This is a genomic window from Streptomyces kunmingensis (genome assembly GCF_039533535.1).
Classification (GTDB): domain Bacteria; phylum Actinomycetota; class Actinomycetes; order Streptomycetales; family Streptomycetaceae; genus Streptomyces; species Streptomyces kunmingensis.
This window is the reverse complement of the sequence record NZ_BAAATS010000022.1, coordinates 332,663-354,185: the sequence shown is the minus strand read 5'-3', so window position 1 is coordinate 354,185 and position 21,523 is coordinate 332,663. Positions and strand designations below refer to the sequence as shown.

Annotated in this window: 18 protein-coding genes and 3 pseudogenes; 9 read left to right on the top strand and 12 right to left on the bottom strand. The window is 69.0% G+C overall.

Translation table 11 applies throughout. The annotated features are described in order from the left end of the window. Nucleotides 1-4 precede the first annotated feature (4 nt). Nucleotides 5-949, bottom strand: coding sequence for a LysR family transcriptional regulator (locus ABD366_RS27785; RefSeq protein ID WP_324772035.1), 945 nt, complete (start codon nucleotides 947-949; stop codon nucleotides 5-7). An 81-nt stretch (nucleotides 950-1,030) separates the two neighbouring features. On the opposite strand from ABD366_RS27785, the gene ABD366_RS27780 reads away from it, so the two are divergent. Continuing rightward, nucleotides 1,031-1,960 (top strand): DMT family transporter, encoded by a 930-nt coding sequence (locus tag ABD366_RS27780; protein WP_324772034.1) that lies wholly within the window; start codon nucleotides 1,031-1,033, stop codon nucleotides 1,958-1,960. A gap of 85 nt (nucleotides 1,961-2,045) precedes the next feature. Here ABD366_RS27780 and ABD366_RS27775 read toward each other — a convergent pair whose 3' ends face one another. Beyond that, the gene (locus ABD366_RS27775) at nucleotides 2,046-2,387 is read right to left on the bottom strand and encodes a TetR-like C-terminal domain-containing protein (RefSeq protein WP_324772033.1); all 342 of its coding nucleotides are present in this window, start codon (nucleotides 2,385-2,387) and stop codon (nucleotides 2,046-2,048) included. 213 nt (nucleotides 2,388-2,600) lie between these two features. Between ABD366_RS27775 and ABD366_RS27770 the strand changes: the two genes are divergently transcribed. The 3 genes and pseudogenes from ABD366_RS27770 to ABD366_RS27760 all read left to right on the top strand — a co-directional run. After that, nucleotides 2,601-2,795: a hypothetical protein gene (locus ABD366_RS27770; RefSeq protein WP_324772031.1), complete on the top strand. Its 195-nt coding sequence runs from the start codon at nucleotides 2,601-2,603 to the stop codon at nucleotides 2,793-2,795. A 605-nt stretch (nucleotides 2,796-3,400) separates the two neighbouring features. Further along, entirely contained in the window at nucleotides 3,401-4,282 is an 882-nt protein-coding gene (locus ABD366_RS27765; protein ID WP_324772030.1) for a GNAT family N-acetyltransferase, read from the top strand. Between the two features lie 960 nt (nucleotides 4,283-5,242). After that, a pseudogene (locus tag ABD366_RS27760) lies at nucleotides 5,243-5,569 on the top strand (transposase); the annotation flags it as partial. Nucleotides 5,570-5,694: 125 nt separating this feature from the next. On the opposite strand, the gene ABD366_RS27755 reads toward ABD366_RS27760, so the two are convergent. Then, on the bottom strand, nucleotides 5,695-7,437 hold the full coding sequence (locus ABD366_RS27755) for an endo-1,4-beta-xylanase (protein ID WP_324772029.1): 1,743 nt from the start codon (nucleotides 7,435-7,437) through the stop codon (nucleotides 5,695-5,697). 824 nt (nucleotides 7,438-8,261) lie between these two features. Continuing rightward, a pseudogene (locus ABD366_RS27750) lies at nucleotides 8,262-8,867 on the bottom strand (IS701 family transposase); the annotation flags it as partial. A gap of 92 nt (nucleotides 8,868-8,959) precedes the next feature. On the opposite strand from ABD366_RS27750, the gene ABD366_RS27745 reads away from it, so the two are divergent. Continuing rightward, nucleotides 8,960-9,382: a hypothetical protein gene (locus ABD366_RS27745; RefSeq protein ID WP_324772028.1), complete on the top strand. Its 423-nt coding sequence runs from the start codon at nucleotides 8,960-8,962 to the stop codon at nucleotides 9,380-9,382. On the opposite strand, the gene ABD366_RS27740 is transcribed toward ABD366_RS27745, so the two are convergent. Further along, nucleotides 9,361-10,140, bottom strand: coding sequence for a helix-turn-helix domain-containing protein (locus ABD366_RS27740; RefSeq protein WP_324772027.1), 780 nt, complete (start codon nucleotides 10,138-10,140; stop codon nucleotides 9,361-9,363). The two genes, ABD366_RS27745 and ABD366_RS27740, sit on opposite strands and share 22 nt — an antisense overlap. Nucleotides 10,141-10,226: 86 nt before the next feature. Between ABD366_RS27740 and ABD366_RS27735 the strand changes: the two genes are divergently transcribed. Next, entirely contained in the window at nucleotides 10,227-10,952 is a 726-nt protein-coding gene (locus ABD366_RS27735; RefSeq protein WP_324772026.1) for an LLM class flavin-dependent oxidoreductase, read from the top strand. Between the two features lie 684 nt (nucleotides 10,953-11,636). On the opposite strand, the gene ABD366_RS27730 is transcribed toward ABD366_RS27735, so the two are convergent. From ABD366_RS27730 to ABD366_RS27715, 4 genes are all read right to left on the bottom strand, one after another. Further along, nucleotides 11,637-12,296, bottom strand: a complete 660-nt coding sequence (locus ABD366_RS27730; RefSeq protein WP_324772025.1) for a response regulator transcription factor — start codon at nucleotides 12,294-12,296, stop codon at nucleotides 11,637-11,639. Continuing rightward, nucleotides 12,293-13,450: a sensor histidine kinase gene (locus ABD366_RS27725; RefSeq protein ID WP_411293802.1), complete on the bottom strand. Its 1,158-nt coding sequence runs from the start codon at nucleotides 13,448-13,450 to the stop codon at nucleotides 12,293-12,295. Before ABD366_RS27725 ends, ABD366_RS27730 begins: the two co-directional genes overlap by 4 nt. Next, entirely contained in the window at nucleotides 13,447-14,280 is an 834-nt protein-coding gene (locus ABD366_RS27720; RefSeq protein WP_324772024.1) for a CPBP family intramembrane glutamic endopeptidase, read from the bottom strand. Before ABD366_RS27720 ends, ABD366_RS27725 begins: the two co-directional genes overlap by 4 nt. A gap of 178 nt (nucleotides 14,281-14,458) precedes the next feature. After that, on the bottom strand, nucleotides 14,459-15,130 hold the full coding sequence (locus ABD366_RS27715; RefSeq protein WP_324772023.1) for an alpha/beta fold hydrolase: 672 nt from the start codon (nucleotides 15,128-15,130) through the stop codon (nucleotides 14,459-14,461). 554 nt (nucleotides 15,131-15,684) lie between these two features. On the opposite strand from ABD366_RS27715, the gene ABD366_RS27710 reads away from it, so the two are divergent. Then, complete coding sequence (locus tag ABD366_RS27710) at nucleotides 15,685-15,879, top strand: hypothetical protein (protein WP_324772022.1); 195 nt, start codon at nucleotides 15,685-15,687, stop codon at nucleotides 15,877-15,879. 97 nt (nucleotides 15,880-15,976) lie between these two features. On the opposite strand, the pseudogene ABD366_RS27705 reads toward ABD366_RS27710, so the two are convergent. Continuing rightward, a pseudogene (locus ABD366_RS27705) lies at nucleotides 15,977-16,142 on the bottom strand (oligopeptide/dipeptide ABC transporter ATP-binding protein); the annotation flags it as partial. Between the two features lie 174 nt (nucleotides 16,143-16,316). Here ABD366_RS27705 and ABD366_RS27700 point away from each other — a divergent pair. After that, on the top strand, nucleotides 16,317-17,645 hold the full coding sequence (locus ABD366_RS27700; protein ID WP_324772021.1) for an extracellular catalytic domain type 1 short-chain-length polyhydroxyalkanoate depolymerase: 1,329 nt from the start codon (nucleotides 16,317-16,319) through the stop codon (nucleotides 17,643-17,645). On the opposite strand, the gene ABD366_RS43545 is transcribed toward ABD366_RS27700, so the two are convergent. Further along, a complete protein-coding gene (locus tag ABD366_RS43545) occupies nucleotides 17,617-18,228 on the bottom strand; it encodes a 2-oxoglutarate and iron-dependent oxygenase domain-containing protein (protein ID WP_411293801.1) in 612 nt (203 codons plus the stop codon). The two genes, ABD366_RS27700 and ABD366_RS43545, sit on opposite strands and share 29 nt — an antisense overlap. 354 nt (nucleotides 18,229-18,582) lie before the next feature. Beyond that, nucleotides 18,583-20,256: a glycoside hydrolase family 27 protein gene (locus tag ABD366_RS27690; RefSeq protein WP_411293800.1), complete on the bottom strand. Its 1,674-nt coding sequence runs from the start codon at nucleotides 20,254-20,256 to the stop codon at nucleotides 18,583-18,585. A 760-nt stretch (nucleotides 20,257-21,016) separates the two neighbouring features. On the opposite strand from ABD366_RS27690, the gene ABD366_RS27685 reads away from it, so the two are divergent. Continuing rightward, a complete protein-coding gene (locus ABD366_RS27685; RefSeq protein WP_324772041.1) occupies nucleotides 21,017-21,301 on the top strand; it encodes a glycoside hydrolase family 3 N-terminal domain-containing protein in 285 nt (94 codons plus the stop codon). The last annotated feature ends 222 nt before the right edge of the window (nucleotides 21,302-21,523 follow it).

Here is a 21,523-nt window from a genome sequence, read left to right as displayed (position 1 = left end):
CGCTTCAGACTTCGACATCGTGAGTCCCCTGCGCGTCGGCCCCCTCCCCGGCGTCTCGGTTCCGGATCATCGCGGCCGCACGGTGCAGTTCGGCGAGCACCGTGCGTACGGCACGCCGTGCGGCACGTTCGGGGCGGTGCAGTACGTCGACCTGACGTCCGGTGTGCACGCCGCTGAGCGGTCTGAGGACCAGTGCGGGGTGCGGACGCGTGGTCCAGCGGGGCATCAGGGCCAGACCGCCTCCGGCGGCCGCGACTTCGGCGGCCACCGCGAAGTCGTTGATGCGATGGACGATGTCGAGCCGTCGGTTCGCGGCGGTCGCGATGGCGTCGATGGGGGCTATCAGCGGGAAGCCGTCGTGTACGGCGATCCAGGGTTCGTCGGCGACGTCCCGCGGGGTGAGATGTCGTTCGGCGGCCAAGGGGTGGTCGGCCGGGAGGGCGACGTCGAGAGGTTCACGCAACAGCGTGACGGCGGTGACGGTGCTTGGCCAGGGTGGCGCCCGGTCGAGACGATGAGCCAGTACGAGGTCGTAATCCCGGGTCAGCCGCGGGAAGTGATCCTGCGCGACGTCCTCGTCGGCGAGGGAGAGTCTCGGGTGTCCGGAGGTGACCCGGGCGAGCAGAAGGGGGAAGAACGCGGCAGCCGCGCTGTGGAACGCCGCCACCGACACCTGCGCGTCCGGCTGTTCCACGAACTCGTCGATGGTGTGCCGTGCCTTGGCCAGCGCGGTCTCCACCTCGACGGCCGCACCGGCCAGGGCCTGGCCGGCGTCCGTGAGCACCAGCCGCCGTCCGTCACGTCGGGGGAGCGGGACCGGGATGGTGCGTTGCAGCAGCCGTAGCTGTTGGGAGACGGCCGAGGGAGTCATCAGGAGCGCCTCGGCGGTGGCGGTGACGCTTCCCAGCTCGCCAAGTTCCCGCAGGATGCGCAACTGCCGTTCGTTCACCGTCGTAGTGTAGTGAAACTACAGTGTTGTTGAAGACTTTGACCCTTGGCTTCAACGTGCGGCCCAGGCAGCGTCAAGGGGGTGTTCAACACCCGCCGCACTGACGCAGTGCTTCTCCTCGTCGCCCTCGTGTGGGGCTCCAGCTATCTGGTCGCGAAGACCGCCACCTACGCCCTGCCCGTTTTGGCGGTCCTGTTCGCGCGGTACGCGATCTCCGCGATCGCCTGCCTCACCCTCGTCATCTCCCACCGTCGCCGCAAGAAGCGCTGCACGCGAGACGAGGTGCGTGTCGGGTCACTGCTGGGGGTCACCCAGGCTGCGGTCCTGGTCTTTGAGACCTATGGCGTCGCGCACACCAGCGCGGCCAACGCCGGCCTTCTCATCAGCCTCACCATCGTGCTCACCCCGCTGCTGGACCGCACGGCGGGCAACGGCCGACTACCCCTGCGCTACTTCGCCGCCACCGGCGTGTGCCTGCTGGCCGTCACGCTGCTCATGTCCGGCAGCGCCATGCACACTTTGCGCGCCGGCGACCTGCTGATACTTGCCGCCGCGGTGGTCCGCGCCGTGCACGTCGCGCTCGTAGGGCGACTGACGAAGCGCCGCGCTGTCCGGCCGTTGCAGCTCACCGCCGTCCAGATGGCCGTCGGCACGGCGTTGTTCGCCGCGCCTGCCTCGGGCGACCTGCCGAAGCTCACCCAGGTCGATGCCGTGGTCTGGGGCCGGCTCGTCTACGTCGCTCTGTTCTGCAGCGTGTTCGCCTTCCTGGCGCAGACCTGGGCGGTGCAGAACAGCTCCGCGAGCCGGGCCAGTCTGCTCCTGGGCACTGAACCGGTCTGGGCCATCACGGTCGGCATCAGCTTCGGCGGCGAGGAGTTCAGCCTCCTCGCCGGTCTCGGAGCATCGCTCATGGTCGGCGGAACATACTGGGGGCAATCCATCGAACGCGCCTGCCGCACCCCGGACGAGGAGGATCCTCGCCGCCGGACAACGGCACTCACCAGCGTCTGATCGGCCTGCCCGGTCAGAATCGCTGACCGCTTCCGGCGATCATGGTGACGAGCGTGTCGATGGGATCTTCGGCGCGGTCCTCGCCTCACTTCTCGTTGGGTAACTGGCCGCTCACCTCCACGCCGGCGGCTCCGTTCGCGATGCTGATGAGCAGGGCGGCGTATCTGCGGGCGTCCTGCTCTCCGACCAGGTCGGCGACGATGGCCAGGAACTCGGTCTGACTGCGCTCGACCGCACGGGCCAGTGCGGTGGGGTCACCGGACGGGTTGCTGAAGATCAGCTTGTAGAGGTGCGGCCGGGAGCGGCCGATGTCGATGAGCGCGATGACCCCGCTGCGCAGTTTCTCCACGTCCGACCAATCGGCACCGGCGCGCAGCTCCTGCATGAGGTCACAAAGTCGGTCCCACGCCCGCGTGCCGATCGCCACCAGCAGGCTCTCCTTGTGCGGGAAGTGCCGGTAGGGCGCTCCGCGGGTCTCCGGCCTCCGCACCGACCGCGCGGAGGGTCACCGCTTCGCGCCCGCCGCGGTCGAGCAGGCCAGCCGCGGCGTCGATGAGGGCGCGGCGCGTGGTGGCGGCCGATTCGGTACGGCTGATCATGACGACCATCACTCGTAGTCGTCACCGGTGCGTCCACCGGGATGGGTGCGGCCACCGCCCGGGAAATGGCCCGCCGCGGATTTCATGCACTCGTCGGCGTACGACGCGACAGCGACGGCCGAGCCCTCCTCGCCGACATAAAGCCGGTGGTCCTCGACACCACCGATCAGAACCACATCGCGGCGCTGGTAGAACGCAGCGACAAAGACCCAGAGGAACGCACCTCGCGGGCCTGATCAACAACGCCGGCCTCCCCAGTGCCCGCGCCGCCGTAATTGTGCGGGCTCACCCGCGCGCGGCCCGCCTGGGAGAGGCCGCGGCGATGGCCCGCCTGCAGTCCGTTCCAAGGAGCGGACCATGGACCGCGGCCGAGCCCCTGCGGCGCACCCTGGGCGCACGGACGCGCTCACCGTAGGTGATCTGCACCTGCCGTTGCAGATCACCTAAGTCCTCACCGGACGCCGGGACGGCACAGACGAGACCTTCCTGCAACTGCTGCCCATCTACGCCGGGCAGCGTCACCGGGCTGCCCGGCTGATCCTGCTCGGCGGCCGCCTACCCAACCAGCGCGCCCACCTGTAGACACCCGTCAACCCGGCACGGGAGCAGGCGCTGCCCAGGCTCACGTCGCGATTGGCCCTTACTGCCCGCGGCCAGTCTCCGCCCCGTCCATCTGGTCCACCTGCCAGCGACCTTTGAGGCCGCTCACGATCCCACCGCAGGACGGCGGACTGCTCCCGACCGCCTCGTGCTGCGGGGGATGTCTGATCCACCAGGCCCTGCCGCTTCGCCCTGGCGGAAAACTGCGGGCGCACGCCGACAGCACGAGGGATCATGAGGCATGCGTCCGGATGGCTGGCACCTCACCGAAGACCTCGACAGCTTTCTCGCCCGAGCCGGAGACTTCCTGCGCTCGCGCCCCGCCCTGCACACCCTCCCGCTGACGGTGACCGAGGCACTGCGCACGCGCGGGGCGGACGAGTACGGCGCCGAAGCCCTCCTCTTCGGCAGCCTCGAGCGGGCGGGCAAGGTCCGCGCGGCATTTTTCCGCACGCTGCCCCGCCGCCCGTGCCTCACCCCGCTCACACCAGTGGAGGCCGACGCCCTCGCCCTTCACCTGGCCGACCTCGGCCACCGCCTCCCCGGCGTCAACGCGGACCACGACACCGCCACCGCTTTCGCCGAGTCGTGGACGCGGCACACGGGCGCAACGCTGACGCTGCGCCAGCGGGAGCGCCTGTGCCGCCTCGGCACGCTCACACCACCGGCACCACCCCCGGAGGGCCGAAGCCGAATCGCGGGCGAGCAGGACCGTGAGCAACTCATGCTGTGGCACCGCGAGTTCGTCACCGCCATCGGAGGAACCCCCACTGCGGACAACAGCTCATGGGCGGATACACGCATCGCTGAAGGGCGCGTCACGCTCTGGGAAACCCCGGACGGCACCCCCGTCTCCATGGCGGGCGTGACCCCGATGGTCGCCGGCCAGGTCCGGGTGGCCCCCGTCTACACCCCGGCCCGCCTACGCGGCCGCGGTTACGCGGGCGCCGCGACGGTCGAGGTGAGCAGAGCGGCGCTGGCCGCAGGCGCAGCGGAGGTCCTACTGTTCGCGGACCTGGCCAACCCCACCAGCAACGGCCTCTATCAGCGGATCGGGTACCGCCCGGTCACCGACTTCGCGGTGTACGACTTCTTGAAGAACCCTGAGGTTCGGGTCCTGTGACGTCAGCGCCGCGAACGCCCTTGCCAGCAGGGGACTTTGCGGGCGCCACCTTGCTGTACTTCTTCAACGAACATGCGGCGCGGGACGCCGGCCAAAGAGCTCATCCTGCTCGCCGGACGGGCTTGCGAAGGCGACGACCGGCTCTGCTCCAGGAGACCTCTTGAAGCGGCCCGACCTGGACGTCGGCGCCATCTCCGTCCCGAGCGGACTGTGTTCGCTGTCACGCACCATGAATCGACTGCCTTCGTTGTCAACGACTGGCATCGATAGCAGCGGACAGTCAGACACCGCGCGCACGGTGCCAACTGAAGTTGTCCTGTCTCATACCCCGTGAACAATCTGATCGTCGAAGGCGGGTGGGATTCGGCGAAGTGACGAGCACGACCAGGACCTCTTGGTAGCAACTGCGGTGTCGACGCCCAATTGTGTCAAGAGGCCCCATCATGCCGTTGTACGCCCCTGCCGCTCCTGCTGTCAACGTTGGGCAAGCTGACTGCTCGTGCCCGGCCTGCCGGTTGTGCCCGGCCTGCCGGTTCGGTCACGGCCGCCGTCATCCGGCCCGGCCCCGCCGCTGTACCTCGGACACCACGGACGCGGAGTGGCAGGTCATCGCTGCGGTGCTGCCGTGGCCGGCATAGCAGGATGGCAACGGCGGACGGCCAGAGGAGAACTGCCGCCGGATGTCGTGGACGCGAACTTCTATGTCGCGAACCACGGCAACAAGAGGCGTAACCTGCCGGGCGACTTCCACCCACTGGCGCAGGGTGCACACGATCTTCAGCCGGGCGGTGGCAGGACGGAAGCGTCGACGCCATCCACAACGACCTGCGCGACGAGGTCCGTCGGTCCGAGAACCGGGACCCGACCGCCGCGATCATTGACTCGCAGTCAGTACGTGCCGCAGAGACAGTCGGCGTCGGCAGCCGCGGGTACGACGCCGACAAGAAGGTGGCAGTAACCGAGGTCGGCGACGCCAGCGCCTTCCCAACCCCTGCCCACCTCGCCTCCTACGGCAGGGCTGACCCCCGCCACCCACCGCCCCGGACCTCCGTCCGCGGCGAGGGCCCGCTCCGCGGCGGCAACAAACAGCTCGAACGGGCCCTGTTCCTATCCGCGTTCGCCTCGCTCAGCAGCCCCGAATCCAGGGCCTACTACGACAAGAAACGCGCCGAGAAGAAGCGCCACAACGCCGCCCTTATCTGCCTCACCCGCCGCCGCGTCGACGTGCTCTTCGCGATGCTCCGCGACGGCACCCTCTCCCAACCCCGGCACGGACAAGCAGCCTGACCACGCCCACAGACCTTGACCGAACAGATAGAAGCCCCCCCAGCGCGGAAAGACCACAGGCCCAAACCAGCACTACTGACTCGCACTACCACCGACACCGAACCGAGAGATCGCGCCTTGATTCCTCACGCCTCGTCAAAGGCCTCGAGCAGGCGCTCGTACGCCAGCTTCGGCCGCAGGGCCGCGTCCCACGGCAGGGAATCGGCCGTGCGCGGAGGATAGATCTTGGTGTCGGCGGTGGAACCGTACCGGTCGGTGAATCCCCATGTGGAGAACGATGTGCAGTTCGGCTCCTCCAGGCAGACCCGCAGCTTGCCCGCCATCTCATCAGCCTGGGTCTGCCGCCCGTCCTCCTCGTCCTCGCCTATGGGGACGTCCATCTCCGACACCCGCGCCTGAACCCCGAGCTCCGCCAGATCCCGCACATGGCTGCGGAAGGTCTCCGGGTCGATGCGGTCGCCGGGTGCGTACTCATGGTTCTGGAAACCCACGCCGTCGATCGGTACCCCGCGTTCCTTGAGCCGCGTGACCAGATCGTAAAGGGCGTCCCACCGCTCGCCTTCCTCCTCGACCCCGTACTCGTTGAGGAACAGCCGTGCCTTCGGATCGGCCCGGTGGGCGGCCCTGAACGCCTCGTCGATGTACTCCTCGCCCATGGCCCCGAACCACGGGCTCTGCTCGGAGCGCAGACCGAGATCCCCGTTGGTGTAGCTCTTCTCGTCGTCGGACATGGGCTCGTTGACCACATCCCATTCCGCGACCCTTCCCTTGAAGTGCCCGGCGACCGCGGCGATGTGCCGGAGCATGGTCCGGCGCACCTCCTCGGGGTCGCCGTTCTCCCGCATCCAGTTGGGCAGAGCCTCGTGCCAGACGAGGGTGTGCGCGTGCACCTTCATGTCGTTCGCGCGAGCGAAGCGTACGAGGAGGTCCGCGTCGCGGAAGTCGTAGACGCCCCGGCGTGGGTGGAGGAACTGCGGCTTGAACGCGTTCTCCGGAGTGAGCATGGAGAACTGGCTCCCCGCGAGCGCCCGGTAGCGTGCGTCGGTGAGCAGCGGGTTCTCGGCCAGGGCGGTGCCGACGTCGAACGGCCGCCCCACGTCTGCGGCCCGCGCACGCAGCGAGTCGTCGGACTGCGCCTGGCGTAGCTGCGGCGCCTTGATCACGCGGAGCGAGTCACCGCTCTCCGCCCGCGCGGTCAGCTGCGTCAGACGCCATCCCTCGCGTCGCTCGTCTTCGCCCGCGTCCGCCTCCAGACCGAACCAGACAGTGCCTTCGGCGAAGACGCCCGGGTCCTGCACGGTTCCCAGCCGCCGCCCGTCGGCTTTCACGCGGAAGGTGTCACCGATGCTGGACACGGCGAGCGTCACCGTCCCGGAGCAGCCGCAGTCGAAATCCTTGGAGGTGGCCGGCTCATCGCCCTCACCGTCCCATATCTGTACCCTCACTTGTCCGTCGGCGGTCACGCCGACACGGAGTGAGGGCCGCTCCTGCCGCCACTCGTCGTAGATGACCGGCACCCGTCCGTACAGCCGCAGCCATGAGTCGCCGTCATCGTCACCCACACCGGACATGCGCGCGGTGACGGTGAAGTCGCCATCGGACCTGAGATGCGGGCCGGCCAGGTTCAGCGGGGGGTTGGGCTGGCCGCCGGAGGAGTCCTGCTCCACGATGTGCCGATCCGATGCGCTGACCCGCAGGATGTCGTTTTGCGCGGTGGTGCCCGGCATCTGCGTCCAGTCGTGGTTCCGCAGCAGGTCTTCGTCGTTTCCGCCGCCCGCGCCTTCGCCCTGCCCCGTACACCCGGCCGCCACCGCCATGACGAGCACCACTGCGGTCAGTCGCTGCCACGTCCCCCCACCAAGGTCCACGGTCTCTCCCACTCTCTTGTTCGAGACGAGATCAACGTCTCGAAAACGGGCCACAGTTCATCACACATGAGGTACGGCGGCCTTGTGTGGCACGTCCCAGCTCCTGTGGCGGAGCGGGACCGGATCGTTGCGGCCTGCGCGGAAGGCGCATCAAACACGCGTGTGCCAGCGGACTTCAGGGTGGCTTCAGGGTGTCCACGGAGACGGTACGCAAGTAGCGCTCACGGTTCGCTGACCGGCGGATGGTGGGACTGGCGGACGAACCGCGGCCGGGCCGCCACAAGTCAGAACCGGTACTCAGCAAGGCTGCGCGTACGGAGTTGACGCGCTGGTCGTGACAGGCGATGACGACCGGGCCGGGATCGGCGCCGGGGCCGTTGGTGTCGACATAGGTGATGCACTGCCTGCACGCCGACACCACGCCTGACGAGAAAGCCGAGCAGGCTCGGTGTCATCGCAGGCTCCTGCCTTCTCCGGCGGCGGGCACGAGGGTGAGTCAGGCCGGGGCTTCGGGCGGGTGTCGCCCATCCCGGCGGGCCAGTACGAGGAACGGGAAGGGCAGGGTTGTCGTACTCCGGCCGTGGAGCGAGGAACTGCCGGACCAGACACCGCTCGGATCAGGCATTTCACGGGCCGCCCCTGACGGTTGTGCGGGGGAAGAACACCCGCACAATCGTCAGGAGGAACCACCCACTTGCAGAACAGAGCCGAGCCTGCCATCGCCCGGCACGACTGGCACTTACTAGGGCTCCGTTAGGTCGGTGCCGATCTGTGCGTTCTGGGCAGGGGTTGATGGCAGGTGATGCAGGTGCCGGTCCAACACCTCAGGGTGTCCTGGAGGAGGTCGAGGACCTGGTAGAGGGTGAGGCCGGTGCGGGAACTTTTGGGTGCAGTCGCTGCTCGGTCAGGAAGGCGTGGGCGGCGGTGCCCAGGGTGACGTGGTGGTGCCAGCCGGCCCAGGACCAGCCCTCAAAGTGGTTCGGGCCCAAGCCGTGCTTGAGTTCGCGGTAGTTGTGCTCGATGCGCCAGCGGACCTTGGCCGACCGGACCAGCGCGGCGAGCGGGATTGCGGCGGGCAGGTTGGCCAGCCAGTACTCGGTGGGCGCCTCCGCTCCGATCGGCCATTCGGCCAGCAGCCAGCAGTCCGGCAACACCCCGTCCCGCCACCCCAGTTCGGCGGCGGCCGCCGCTCTGAGCGGTCGCTCGACGGCCTTGCCGACGGATCGCACCCGCAGCGCGGCGAACCGGGACCGCATCGGGCCGCGGGCGCCGGTCCGCCACTCCACGGTGGTGAACACCTCCGGCCCGAAGCGGATGGCCAACTCCGCCACCGAGGGCGCGGGCCGGCGATAGCGGGGCTGGGGCCAGCAGACGACCCGCCCGTTGCGGACCGGCGCCTCGGGCTCGGCGTCGAAGGGGTGGGCGGACACCTCCGCGCGGACATTCCCTACAGGGAATTGCCGGTCTCGGCTGCGCGCCGCAGGATCTGGTCCGAAGCGACCTGCCTGGCAAGGAGATGTACATGATCGAGATCGACCCGCAGCACCTGGCCCACCGCTATATGGCTCAGTGGACAGTGCCGGGCGCCGCCGAACGCCGCGCGGCCATCGAGCAGCTGTGGTCCGAGGACGCCACCCACATCCTGCAGCCGCCCGCGGAGATTCGGGAGATCGCTGCGGAACTTGGCTTCGGCCACACGACTCTGGAGGCTCAGGGGTACGACGCCATCGAGACCCGAGTGGCGCGAAGCTACGAGCGGTTCGTCGAGACAGGGGGATTCACCTTCCGGGCACGCGCCGATGCGGTACGCCTTCACGGCGTGGTCAAGTTCAGCTGGGAGACGGTGTCCACCGAAACCGGCGACGCGGTGGGTGGGGGCTTGGAGATCCTGTTGCTCGACGACGACGGCCGAATCAAGGCCGACTACATGTTCCCGGGGGCCTGACCCGCAGTAGCGGCGGCCATTGGTCTGGCGGCGGCCGTGAGAGCCTCGGCTGTCGCCGGGTCTGCCGGCAGGAACGCCTCCAGCTTCAGCTCGGCAAGTGTCACGTCAATGGCCGTGGCGAAGGTCGTCACGGTCGTCATCAGGCTCAGCTCGCCGTACGAGGACTGCAGGCGGAGTGGAACTGCGAAACCGAGCAGCCCGGCAGACCGCTCCAGCTCGGGAACGTACTCGGTGAGCTCGGCGCGCAACTCCTCCAGGTGGCCGAGGCGGGCCAGGATGTGGCGCGCCCATTCGGCGAGGTTGCGGATGCGGGGAGCCAGGCCGTCCGGATGCAGCGCAAGGCGGTAAATGTTCGTGCCCGGGCCCACCAGCTCGGCGGCCGCACCCTCGGTGATCAGGTCGAATGCTGTGTTCGCGGCTATCAGGTCACCGCCCCGGTCCACCACCAGCGCCGGATACGGCAGATGCCCGCGGAGGATGTGGTCGATCGCTGTGCGCACGGGGGCCAGCGCCGGGCCGTCCAGTGAGCTCTCGGGGTAGGCGGGCGCGTACCCGGCGGCCAGCAGCAGTTCGTTGCGCTCGCGCAGCGGCAGCTTTAGCGACTCGGCCAAGCGCACCACCATGTTCCGGCCGGGGACGGACCTGCCGGATTCGATGAAGCTGAGGTGCCGCTGGGTGGTGCCCGCCCGCAGCGCCAGATCGAGCTGGCTGAGATGACGGCCGGTACGGAGTTCGCGAAGCGTACGAGAGAAGTCCACGGGCCTGTTGTAACGGCGAGGGAGGGTCCCAGGCCATTCCCCGCAGGGAATTGTCGCCACCCGAACCAGTCGTGAACATCTGTGGCATGGACATCGGTGTACTGCTTCCGACCGGAACCGCCCAGTGGGGCGCGCCCGACGACCCTCGCGAGCTGGTCGCCTTCGGACGCCAGGCCGAACGCTCGGGCTTCTCCTCGCTCTTCGTCAACGACTCCCTGATCAGCCCGCGCATCAAGGCGCTCACGATGCTGGCCGCGCTCGCCCCGGCCACCGAGACCGCGACGCTGGGCACGGCTGCGCTGATGCCGTTCCTGCGTAGGCCGATCCAGGCAGCGCAGTCACTTGCGTCGATCGACCTGCTGTCCGGTGGCCGGCTCACCGTGACCGTCGGCGCCGCCTTCCCCGGCCGCTTCGGGCGGCCCCTCTACACGCTGTCCGAGCTGCACGGCGAAGCCCAGCAGCGGGCGGTCCGCATCCGCTCTCGCCGCCATCACCGACTGGGCCATGTCGGTCCCGCACTCATGGCCCCTTGCGCCGTCGGGTCACCGTCACCAGCGGACCGCCCGGCGGCGCGCGGCCCGGACAGGGCCACTCGCGTGCGGCCCAGCCGACGCGCGAACAAGAACAACCAGCCGGCGCGCCGACCACGCCCGGACAGGCGCGGTGACCTGCACAAAAGCCAGGACGGGCGGGAGGGCTGCGCAACCTCGTCCGCAGCCTCCAATCGCAAAAGGTGCACGCTCGGCGCGCAGTGCGCGAGGGCCGGCTGCGCAATCCGGTCGGGCGGGGCACAGCCTGAGCAGTCAGCTTGACTCCGTCGGGAACCTTGGGGTTCCCCGGTGCGGCAGCATGATCAGCGTGCAGGCTCGGGCAGTGCTGCAGGCCGATCCAGCCGACGAGGTGCACGTTGTCCGTCCGTCCCCGCTCCGGTGAGCAAGTCCCTTATCTGACCGGGCAGACCGCCCGGGCGGGAATCCGAAGGGCACGACGGCAATGTGGGTGAGAGAGCGCCGGGACGGGCTGTGGTGCGACGAGGACTTCGCCGACCGGTACCTGCGCGACGGGCGGCCGGGTCTCTCGCCTTCTCAACTGGCCACCGATCACTGCCGCCTTCCGCGCCCTGCCCGAGTGATGCAGGGCTGTGCTGTGGCATCACGTCGTGGAGGAGGATGCCGCGGCCCAGGTCGGAACGCTGCTGGGTCTTACCGCCGGCGGGGTCGCCTCGCTGACCGGCGGCAGGTCCGTCCCTCACCGGACCCGCTCCGCCTCGCCCTGCGCGGCGTGTGGCCTCTCACTCGGCCCGCTCTGTGGTCTCCCCCCTCCCCCGCAGCCCGCGCCAACGACGCCGCCACGGGTGTCGGTCATCCGGGTCAGCGTCTTCGAGGGACGCGTCCGGGCGGGCCGGTTGGCCACTTCGAGGTGCAGGGCGGCGGCGCGGTCGCGGGCGGCTGCGGGTCTTCCCGGAGTACGGGCGGGTCCGGAGCCGTCCACGCGCGTCAGGTCACCAGTCCCTGACGGTAGGCGTAGACAACGGCCTGCACACGGTCGCGCAGGTTCAGCTTGGTGAGGATGCGGGACACGAAGGTCTTCACGGTCTCCTGGCTCAGCAAGAGGGCCGCGGCGATCTCCTTGTTGGAGAGACCGTCCGCGATGAGGCGCAGGACCTCGAGTTCGCGCGGGGTGAGAGGGAGGTCGCGCGGGGCGTCCTCCGCGGGGCGGATACGGGCGGCGTATCGGCCCACGAGCTGGCGTGTCACCTCGGGGTCGAGGAGGGCCGCGCCCGTGGCTACGGTCCTGATGCCGAGCAGGAGCTGGGCTGGTGGCGCGTCTTTGAGGAGGAAGCCGCTCGCGCCTGCGCGCAGCGCCTCGTAGACGTATTCGTCCAGATTGAACGTGGTGATGACGAGTACCTTCGCGGGGTGGCGCACGCCGGCGCCGGCCAGGCGGCGGGTTGCCTCGATGCCGTCGAGCACGGGCATGCGGATGTCCATCACCACGACGTCAGGGCGTTGTTGTTCGGCGAGCTTGAGAACCGCCTCTCCGTCACCGCACTCGCCGACGACCTCCATGTCGGCCTGTGCGTCGATGATGGTGACCAGGCCTGTGCGGATGAGTACTTGGTCGTCGCAGACGGCGACGCGGATGGGCTGGGTCACGAGGTGCTCCCGGCGGCGGGTATGCGGGCCCGGACGAGGAAGCCGCCGCCCGTCTGCGGGTCGGCGCTGAAGTCGCCGCCCAGGAGAGCGACCCGTTCGCGGAGTCCGGCCAGGCCGCGCCCGCTGCCTGCTTGAGTGGCGGATGAGGAACCGGAACCGTTCGTGGCGACCTGCACGGCGATCTCCGTGGTGTCGTGCCGCACTTGGACGGAAGTGTGCTTTCCGTGGGCGTACTTGAGGGCGTTCGTCAGAGCCTCTTGTACGACACGGTAGGCGATGAGATCGGCGCTGCCCGTCGTTGCGGCTGGGGTGCCCTCCTGCGTGAACTCCACCGGTTGTCCGGCCCGGCGTGTCTGCTCGACGAGCGTATGGAGTCTGCCGACGACCGGTGTCCGCTCCTGCGGGTCATGGTGGGGGTTGAGCAGGTCGAGCAGGTACCGCAGGTCGGTCATGGCTTGCCGGCCGGTGTCGGTGACGGCGGTCAGGGCCTGGTCGAGGCGTTCGGGTGCGTCCGCCGCGTAGCGGGCCGCCTCCGCCTGCACCACCATCGCCGTCACGTGATGGGTGACCACGTCGTGGAGTTCACGGGCGATACGCGACCGTTCGGCGGCGAGCGTTTCCTCGGCGACTCGGCGGCGGCGTTCGGCCTCTGCCTTCCGGCTGGTGCGCAGCCGCACTCCGACGCCCCAGGCGAGGGCCAGCGCCAGGTAGAACGTCACGAACTCGATCAGTGGGTCACCGGTGCCCAGGCGGCTGAGTGCTACGGAGAGCACCACGTACGCCGCGGAGTACGTGAGCACGGTTGCGCGCCGGTGCCGCTCGAGGCGGGACGCGGCGGTCAGCAGTGCGATGGGCAGCGCGCTGCCCGCGAAGGAGTGGTAGCCGCGGAGTTGGTCGACGGCGAAGCCGACCGACACGAGAGCGAGACACAGCGTCGGCCATCGCCGGCAGACCAGCATCGGGAGGGATTCGAGGAGAATCGCGACGACGGCCGGCGCGTCCAGGGAACGGCTCGGCACGCTGCCGAGCAGCGTGCCCTGATTGTGGAGCGCCGGTATGAACGACGCGACCAGGAGCAGCAGACCGAGCGCGGGATACCAGACCGCGGGTCCGGTCCGCCGCCACCGTTGCGGGAGCCACTGAGGAGTGATCACCGGGAGAGTGTAGGAGCAGCGGTCGTCCGGTCGGCGCGGCGGCGGGGCACCAGGTGGCCTCGGCGGCGGGCCAGCCACAGGAACGCGAGGGTGACGAGCACACCGAACAGCACCGAGTACACGCTCGCCTCGGGGCCGAACTCGCCGCCGGTGAGGAGTTCGGGCCCGGAGGTGCTGGATTCGAGGAGTCCTTGCGAGGCTCCGTTGCCCGAGACTTCGGTGCTGAAGATGCCCGCCGCGGCGAAGTTCCAGCCGAAGTGGAGCCCTATGGGCAGCCACAGGCTGCGGGTGGCGATGTAGGCACCGGTCAGCATGCCTCCGGCCTCGACCGCGATGGCGGTGGCGCCCAGCAGGCTGGCATCCGGATTGAGCAGGTGGGAGGCGCCGAACAGGACGGACGTCAGCACCAGGGCGATCCAGCTTCCCGTCCGTTCCTCGATGATTCTGAACAGGACGCCGCGGTACATCACTTCCTCGGTCACGGCTGCGGCGGCCATGAAGCCGATGAACCCGATCGCGCCCGTCACCGAGCCCAGACCGTCGATGTCGTAATAGCCGGAGGAGAACAAGTTGATCATGACGGCCGTGAACAACGCGATGCCGATCAGCGTGCCTCTGCCGAACGCGGGCCGGGATCCCTCCCAGGCCAGCTCGGTGACCTGACGGCGCTCGGTCCTGCCCACCACCCATCGGTAGACCAGCACCGACAACGCGGCGGTCAGCAGACCGACGACGAGTCTGAGCCACGGCTTGTCGTCCATGGCCGCTACGCCCTGACCGCCGATGAACGCGATCGCGGCGACGGCCAGCAGTTGCCAGACGAATCTCATGAACACTCCTTGACCTGATCCGCGGCCTGAGGCCGCGGTGGGATCGAACCTACGAAGGTGCGGGCGGGGCTTCGTCACCACCCGAAGGACACTTGCTTGTAGCTGCGCAGGGACAGATCGTCTGCCGGGGTGCGCGGCCGTGCCGCCCCTCACCGCTGTGCGGCGGCCCCGTGACGGACTACTTGTGGGTGGCCTGCGCGGTGACGCGCTGGATGGCCTTCACAGCTACGTCGGGGCGGTCGACGTGGATGTAGTGGCCGCTGCCGGCGGCAGTGGTGACGCTGCTGCGGCGGGAAAGGGCGAGCCACTGGCGCTGGCCGTCGCACCACATCTGCTCCAAGGCGGGCCCGTAGTCCGCGATTTCGGAGTACTGGGACTCGTGCTTGATGATCTGCACCGGGATGTTTCCGGCGGGGCGGACCTCGGCGTCGGTGATGCGGAACTTCTCCGGGTTCTGCCCTTCGCTCATCGCGAGCGTCTGCTCCCGTACGTCTGCCGCCCTGCCGGTGGCCGATGCCGGAATTGCCTTCTGGATGCCTGCGGTCAGGGCCGGGATGGTGGCATCGAGCAGCACCAGCCCCTTGACCCGGTCCAGATGGTCGGGGGCGTAGCGGGCGGCGATGAGCCCTCCCATGGAGTGGCCGACCAGCACGACCGGACGGTGGCCGGCGACCCGGTCGAGGACTCCCGTCAGGATCCTGCCGCTGTCGGCGAGGGTCTGGAGGTGCTCGGGCTGATCGCTTCTGCCCTCGCCGAGACGGTCATAAGCACAGACTTCCGCGCCCTTGCTCAGGCTCTTTTGCAGGTCGGCCATGGTGTCGAGCCCGTCGCCTGCGCCGGCCATCAACATGACGACCGGTCCACGATTTCCCGTGGGGTGGCCGGAGCACGAGATGTTGACCTGGTGGCCCTCGACGCGGATCGTCCGGGTTCCCGGGAAGGCGTCCCCGCTTCCGTGATGGCCCTCGGCAACGTGATGGCCGTGATTCCGTTGGGTGCCCGTGACGCGATCTGACGGCGTCTGTGCCTGGGCGGCGGATGTACCCCCGTGTTCGACGACGCCCACGGCGGTCACGGCGCACAGGGCGGCGCCCACAGCGGATGCCTTGAACGAGCGGTTCACGGAAGTCTCCAGAAGAGAAGGGGAAAGCGCCGGATGCGGCGACAACGTGAACGCTACGGATGCAGCCGCCTCAGGTCGTCGCCCTGCGGAGCGCACTTGCTTGTAGCTCTCCCGGGGGACAGCGACGCAGTCCCCTACCCGATGGCTTAGTTCCGGCACCAGCCACAAGCGATGGAGGCCACGTGCGACGGGGACGTACCGGGTGACAGCGTCGACGCCAGGGCGGGCGTTTCGCTTCAGAAGGCGGAAGGGTGTGTAGCTCTCGGCTCATACAGAATTTCGTGAGCGTTGATCGTCCGACTTCCTCAGGGGCGACACCGACACCGGGCGCGCTCGGCGGGATACCGGGGCTGTGCGACGAGACGTTGTTACTGCTGCTGCCTCAACTGGCGTCGGTGGTGGTCGAGTCGGTCGATGTGGCCGGTGACATGCTGGTCATCACCGCGCACACACTCATCCAGGGTCGGGGACCATGATCACTTCCACGGAGTCTTCGATTCTCGCAGGGCCTGGCAGAGCGTGGGGGCCGGGATCGGAGCGTGCGTCGCCGGCCCCGTCGTCGTCGCAAGAGGGTCAGGCGGACACGTGCTCCGCCGGCTGCCGTGGGTGCACGCAATGCCAACGGTGTCCGTCGTTCGTGCTGGATACGGCGGGGAACGCGGCGGCGCAGGCGTCGTCCGCCTTCCAGCAGCCGGGGTCGGAAGGGGCAGCCGGAGGGCGGGTCGGCGGCCGAGGGCACCGAGATACGAGAACCTCCGCGTCACGCGCTGTCAGCTCACGCTGCCGCAGCGGTGAACAGCTTGCGTGTGGCATGCGTGTGAGGGTGTGGGAGCGCTTCCATGGCGGCCGCGTGCCTGCCGTCACGCCGGTGCTCCCAGCGATGCCTCCAGCCACGACAGGAAGGGACGACCCCGTGTCCGTCACCGCAGGCAACACCGCGAGGAGACCCCTGAGAAGGACGCTCGTCGCGCTCTACGGAGCGCTGGTGCCACTGCTCGCCGCGCTGCTCCTCGGCGCGCCCCCGGCCTCCGCCCGCACCGACACCGCCGACGTGCCCTACGCGACCCTCGCCGAGGTCACGAACTTCGGCAGCAACCCCAGCAATCTCGAGATGTACCTGTACGTCCCCGAGAAGGTCGCCGCCAACCCGGCGGTCCTGGTCGCCGTCCACTACTGCACCGGCTCCGGGCCGGCGATGTACAACGGCACCGAGTACGCCTCGCTCGCCGACCGCTACGGCTTCATCGTCGTCTATCCGTCCGTCACCCGGTCCAGCAAGTGTTTCGACGTCTCCTCGCCGCAGGCCCTGCGGCGAGGCGGCGGCAGCGACCCGGTCGGCATCAAGTCGATGGTCGACTGGGTGCTCGGCACCTACCACGCCGATCCTCAGCGCGTCTTCGCCACCGGCATCTCCTCCGGCGCGATGATGACCAACGTGCTGCTGGGCGTCTACCCGGACGTCTTCGCCGCCGGCGCCGCCTTCGCCGGGGTTCCGTTCGGCTGCTTCGCCACCACCGACGGCTCCGAGTGGAACAGCGCCTGCGCCAACGGCACCGTGATCCGCACTCCGCAACAGTGGGGCGATCTGGTCCGGAGCGCCTACCCCGGCTACACCGGCCCGCGCCCCCGCATGCAGCTCTGGCACGGCAACCAGGACGACACACTGCGCTACCCGAACTTCGGTGAGGAGATCAAGCAGTGGACGAACGTCCTGGGCGTGAGCCAGACCCCGGCGTCCACCGACAGCCCCGCCGGCGGCTGGACTCGCACCCGCTACGGCGCCACCGGTGACCGCGCGCCGGTCGAGGCCATCAGCCTCCAGGGCGTCGGGCACAACGTGTACGCCTACGGCATGGGCGCCCGCGTGCTCACCTTCTTCGGCCTGGACGGCCAAAGCCCCGGTCCGGGCCCCGAGCCCCAGCCGTCCGGCTGCAAGGCGACCGCGAGCACCTCCGCCTGGAACACCGGCCTGACCGCCTCCGTGGCCATCACCAACACCGGCACCACCGCGATCAACGGCTGGAAGCTCGGCTTCACCCTGCCGGGCGGCCAGAACATCACCAACGGTTGGGGCGCCACGTATGCCCCGTCCTCCGGGGCGGTGACGGCGACCAACGTCTCGTACAACGGCACGATCGCGCCGAACGCCACCGTGACGGTCGGCTACCAGGCGACGCACGGCGGCAACAGCGGGGCGCCGAGTGCCTTCACGCTCAACGGCGGCGTCTGCACGACCGCCTGAGAGAACGGACGGCCCACAGCCCGTCCGGCCGACTGCTCCGTACGACCTGACCGGCTCGGCCGGCCTCGACCAGGCCGGCAGAGCCGATCGGCGAGGTGCCCGCGCGGGGGCCGGAGGATGCCTCTCCGGCCCCCGCGTTCGCCCCGCCGCCTCCCGCGAGCTGCGGGGCGGCAACCCGCCGACTCGGACTCGGCCCGTACGACGAGCCGACCAGCAGCCGGACGGGCCGTACCTGACTGCGGTACTCCCAGCCCGCGTTGAGCCCCTTCTTCAGCGCATGACGGGCCTTGAGGCGTTCGGGCAGGCCGAAGAACGCCTCGGACGCTGCGAAGGCCGCGTCGGTCTCGGCCCTCGTCAGGCCGTGTCCGGACAGCTGGAAGAAGCCGGTCTCCGTGGTTGCCTGCCACAGCTCCTCGGTGATCTGCGCGCGGCGGGCGTCGAAGTCGGTCAGGTCCACGACCTTGATCTCGCGTACGGCCGTAGCGGTGCCCGCGGCGGCGCCCATCCGCCGCTCTCGGTCGAGTTCCGCCTCGGCGTGCGGGGTGTGCGGCATGTTCAGGCGCGTGTTCTGGCGCGTGGTCAACGTGGTTCTCCCTGGTGAGGGCGCGACCACGGAAGGGAACGAGGAACACGCCGGGTGAACGAAGTGAGGTCACCGCCCCCATCACTTCCACCTGTCCGCGCGCGGCGAATCGGGCACGCGCGCGCCGACCCTGCTGCCGACGCGTCGTGAGCTGGCAGCGCCCCGGGCCGGACCCGGGGCGCTGCGCGATGCCGCAAAGTTTTGCTGGCCTGTGTTACGTGACGGCTGCGAGGGATGACGGGGGCGTAACGGCGTGGCCCCGCCCACGCCGGCCGCGGGTCTTCGCGTCATCACCGGACACGTTCCGGAACCTCTCCGGAGCGAAGCCCTGTTGCGCGGTAGGGAGACGACGGCTCACCCCAGGATCCACTGCTGGTTGGCGCCACCGTTGCAGGTCCACAACTCCAGTGCGGTGCCGTTGACGTTCCCGGCGGGCTTGTCGCCGCCGGTGACGTCGAGGCACAAGCCCGACTGGACGCCGGTGATGGTTCCGTCGGGGTTCAGTTTCCATTGCTGGTTGGTTCCGCCGTTGCAGGTCCACAGTTGCACCACGGAGCCTGGCGTGGTCGCGTTCTCGTGGACCTCGACGCACTGTGTGCCGTTGTAGAGGCGCAGTTCGCCGGCGGAGGTGAGTGCGGCGGCCTGGTTGGCGCCGCCGTTGCAGTCCCAGATCTCGATTTTGGTGCCGGGGGTCGTCCTGGCTCCTTCCGCGTCAAGGCAGCGCTGGGAGGAGGCGCTGATCAGCGGGTGGGTCGTACCGATGCTGCTGCCGGTTCCGACCGAGACGCGGTACATCACCGTGCCGTGGGCGGGCACCGACGCGCTGATGGTGCCGCTCGTCGACGTGACCGCTTTGGACCACAGGTTGGAGAGCTTGTACGAGGCAGCGCCGGGCAGTCCGGCCGCTGAGGCCGTGGTGCTGACGGTGGCAGTGGAGCTGGTCTCGTTGGTGAGGGTGACCGAACGGTCGCCGTTGGCCAGCTGCTTGGTCATCACTACGAGTCCGCCGGAGGAGGAGACAACGGTGCCCTGCTTGCCCAGGGGATCCTGGTCGACGGCGATGACGTCGCGGTTCTCCAGGATGGTCAGCGTCTGTGCGCTCGCGGTGCGGATGTCGCTGCCGATGAGCAGGGGCGCGGCCATCTGTGCCCACAGGCTGAAGTGGGTGCGGTACTCGGTGTCGGTCATCCCGCCGTTGCCGACTTCCAGCATGTCCGGGTCGTTCCAGGCGCCGGGTTTGGCGTACTGCGCCAGGGGCTGGTTCTTGTGCGCGATCCCGATCATCGTGGACCAGGTGTCATTGATGTCGCCGGTGGTGCGCCAGCTGTTGCCTACGGGTGGCGCCCAGTTCCACGGCGAGTTGGAGCCCCATTCGCAGATGCTGTAGAGAATCGGCCGACCGGTGGCCTTGAGCGCATCGCCCATCGTCTTGTAGCGGGTCTGTGCGTCGGCGCCGGTGTTGTTGCAGTTGTCGTACTTCAGGTAGTCGACGCCCCAGGAGGCCCACTGGTTGGCGTCCTTGGTCTCGTACCCGAGTCCGCCGGGGAACCCCTCGTTGGCACAGGTCTTGGTGCCCGCGCTGGAGTACAGACCGAACTTCAGGCCCTTGGAGTGCACATAGTCCGCGACGGCCTTGATGCCGTTCGGGAAGCGCACGGGGTCGGGGACCAGGTTGCCGGCGGCGTTCCGTTGGGGCAGGGCCCAGCAGTCGTCAAGATTCACATAGGTGTAGCCGGCGTCCTTGAGACCTTTCTCGACGAAGGTGTCGGCGACGCCTTTGACCATCGCCTCGTTGAACTGCGCTCCGCATCCCGTGGTGTTCCAGTTGTTGAAGCCCATCTGCGGGGTCCGGGCAAGGCCGTTCTCCAGCGCGGCAGCCTCCGGTGCGGCGGCTACGGCCGCGACCTGCGTGCTGGCCGCGATTCCTGCGGTCACTGCGGCGGCGCCGGTCAGACCACCGGCGGCCAAGGTGAGCGAGGCGACCGAAGCCGCCAAACGTTGTCTGAAACTGTGCTGTTCGCTATGCATGTGCGGCTCCTAGCGAGGAATGTGGCGCACAAATCAACAAGGACGAACGAAAGCAGCCACATCAGACTCTCGTGGCACGCATGTGTCAAGGGGCTGCGCGCCTCGATCCGCATCTTCGGCCCACGCCCGATCGGTCGTGCCCATCAGGAACGTACCGAGCGCCAGGAGGTGGACGACGAGCAGCAGGCAGGACGGCCCCGCTGCCTGTTCCGCCGCGACGGCCCGGACCTCAGCGGGAGCCTGGAGGGTTCCTCCTCACGAACTCACGGTGCATCTCCATGGGCATCGCAAGGGCGTGTCCTCGCCCGAAGACCCGCCCCTGGGCGAGGCCTACGGTGCCGTCCTCGCCATCCGTCCTGAACCCAGCCGGCCACTACCCCGACACCGCGATGACGGCTCGAGCCGTATCACCGACTACGCGGCTCCAGCACCGGCCCTCTGGGTGCCGACCGTCCTACGAGGCAGAACCCGCGCTGCCTCGCGTCCGTCCAGAGTGCGTCTCACACACAGCAGACGAACGTCGCTGCGCGCGGGCCCCCGGGGCCGCTGCGGCCGGCGGATGCCATCAGGCTGCCACCACTGTGCGCGTCTGTCCGGCCAACGTACGGCCAACCGACATAGCTGCCAGTGCAGCTCGGTGCGTACCTTGGCGGGCAGGACACCGCTCCGGCCCCACCGAACGGTCAGGATGGCACCTGCCGCAGCTTGATGTTCGTACGCATCGACACCTCCCGCAGCACTTCGAACGCGCGAGGACCCGCTGCTCTCCGGCCTCACCGCTGCCGCCACCACCGAGGGGGTGCAGAGCAATCCCGGCGCCGGTGTCACGATCAAACACCTCGCGGGGAACAACCAGGAGACCAGCCGCAGCGGCGGCAACGACGTGGTTGGCGAGCGGGCGATGCGCGAGATCGAGATCGAGGGCTTCGAGATCGCGGCGGAGGCCGCTCAGCCGATGGCCGTGATGAGCTCCTACAACAAGATCAACAACACCTACGCGTCCGCCAACTACGACCTCCTTACCGACCTGCTGCGCGCCGAATAGGGCTTCCAGTGCACCGTCATGAGCGACTGGGATGGCGCGCACGGCGCGACCAACACCATGTATGCGGGCAACGACCTGATCGAGCCCGGCGGGAAGCGCGTGTGGCGGCCATTCTCCTGTCCGCCGCGCTGTCGCAGCGGACCAGTGTCTTCTGCGTACGAGTCGACGCGCTTCGACGCACAGGGGTTGACGTGACTGGGCAGGCACCCGTCATCCTGGCGT

Coding starts and splice junctions, on each gene's coding strand:
- ABD366_RS27770 (WP_324772031.1), top strand. CDS start 2,601: ATGGGTGCGGCCACCGCCCGGGAAATGGCCCGCCGCGGATTTCATGCA.
- ABD366_RS27765 (WP_324772030.1), top strand. CDS start 3,401: ATGCGTCCGGATGGCTGGCACCTCACCGAAGACCTCGACAGCTTTCTC.
- ABD366_RS27745 (WP_324772028.1), top strand. CDS start 8,960: ATGATCGAGATCGACCCGCAGCACCTGGCCCACCGCTATATGGCTCAG.
- ABD366_RS27735 (WP_324772026.1), top strand. CDS start 10,227: ATGGACATCGGTGTACTGCTTCCGACCGGAACCGCCCAGTGGGGCGCG.
- ABD366_RS27720 (WP_324772024.1), bottom strand. CDS start 14,280: ATGAGATTCGTCTGGCAACTGCTGGCCGTCGCCGCGATCGCGTTCATC.
- ABD366_RS27715 (WP_324772023.1), bottom strand. CDS start 15,130: ATGTTGATGGCCGGCGCAGGCGACGGGCTCGACACCATGGCCGACCTG.
- ABD366_RS27690 (WP_411293800.1), bottom strand. CDS start 20,256: ATGCATAGCGAACAGCACAGTTTCAGACAACGTTTGGCGGCTTCGGTC.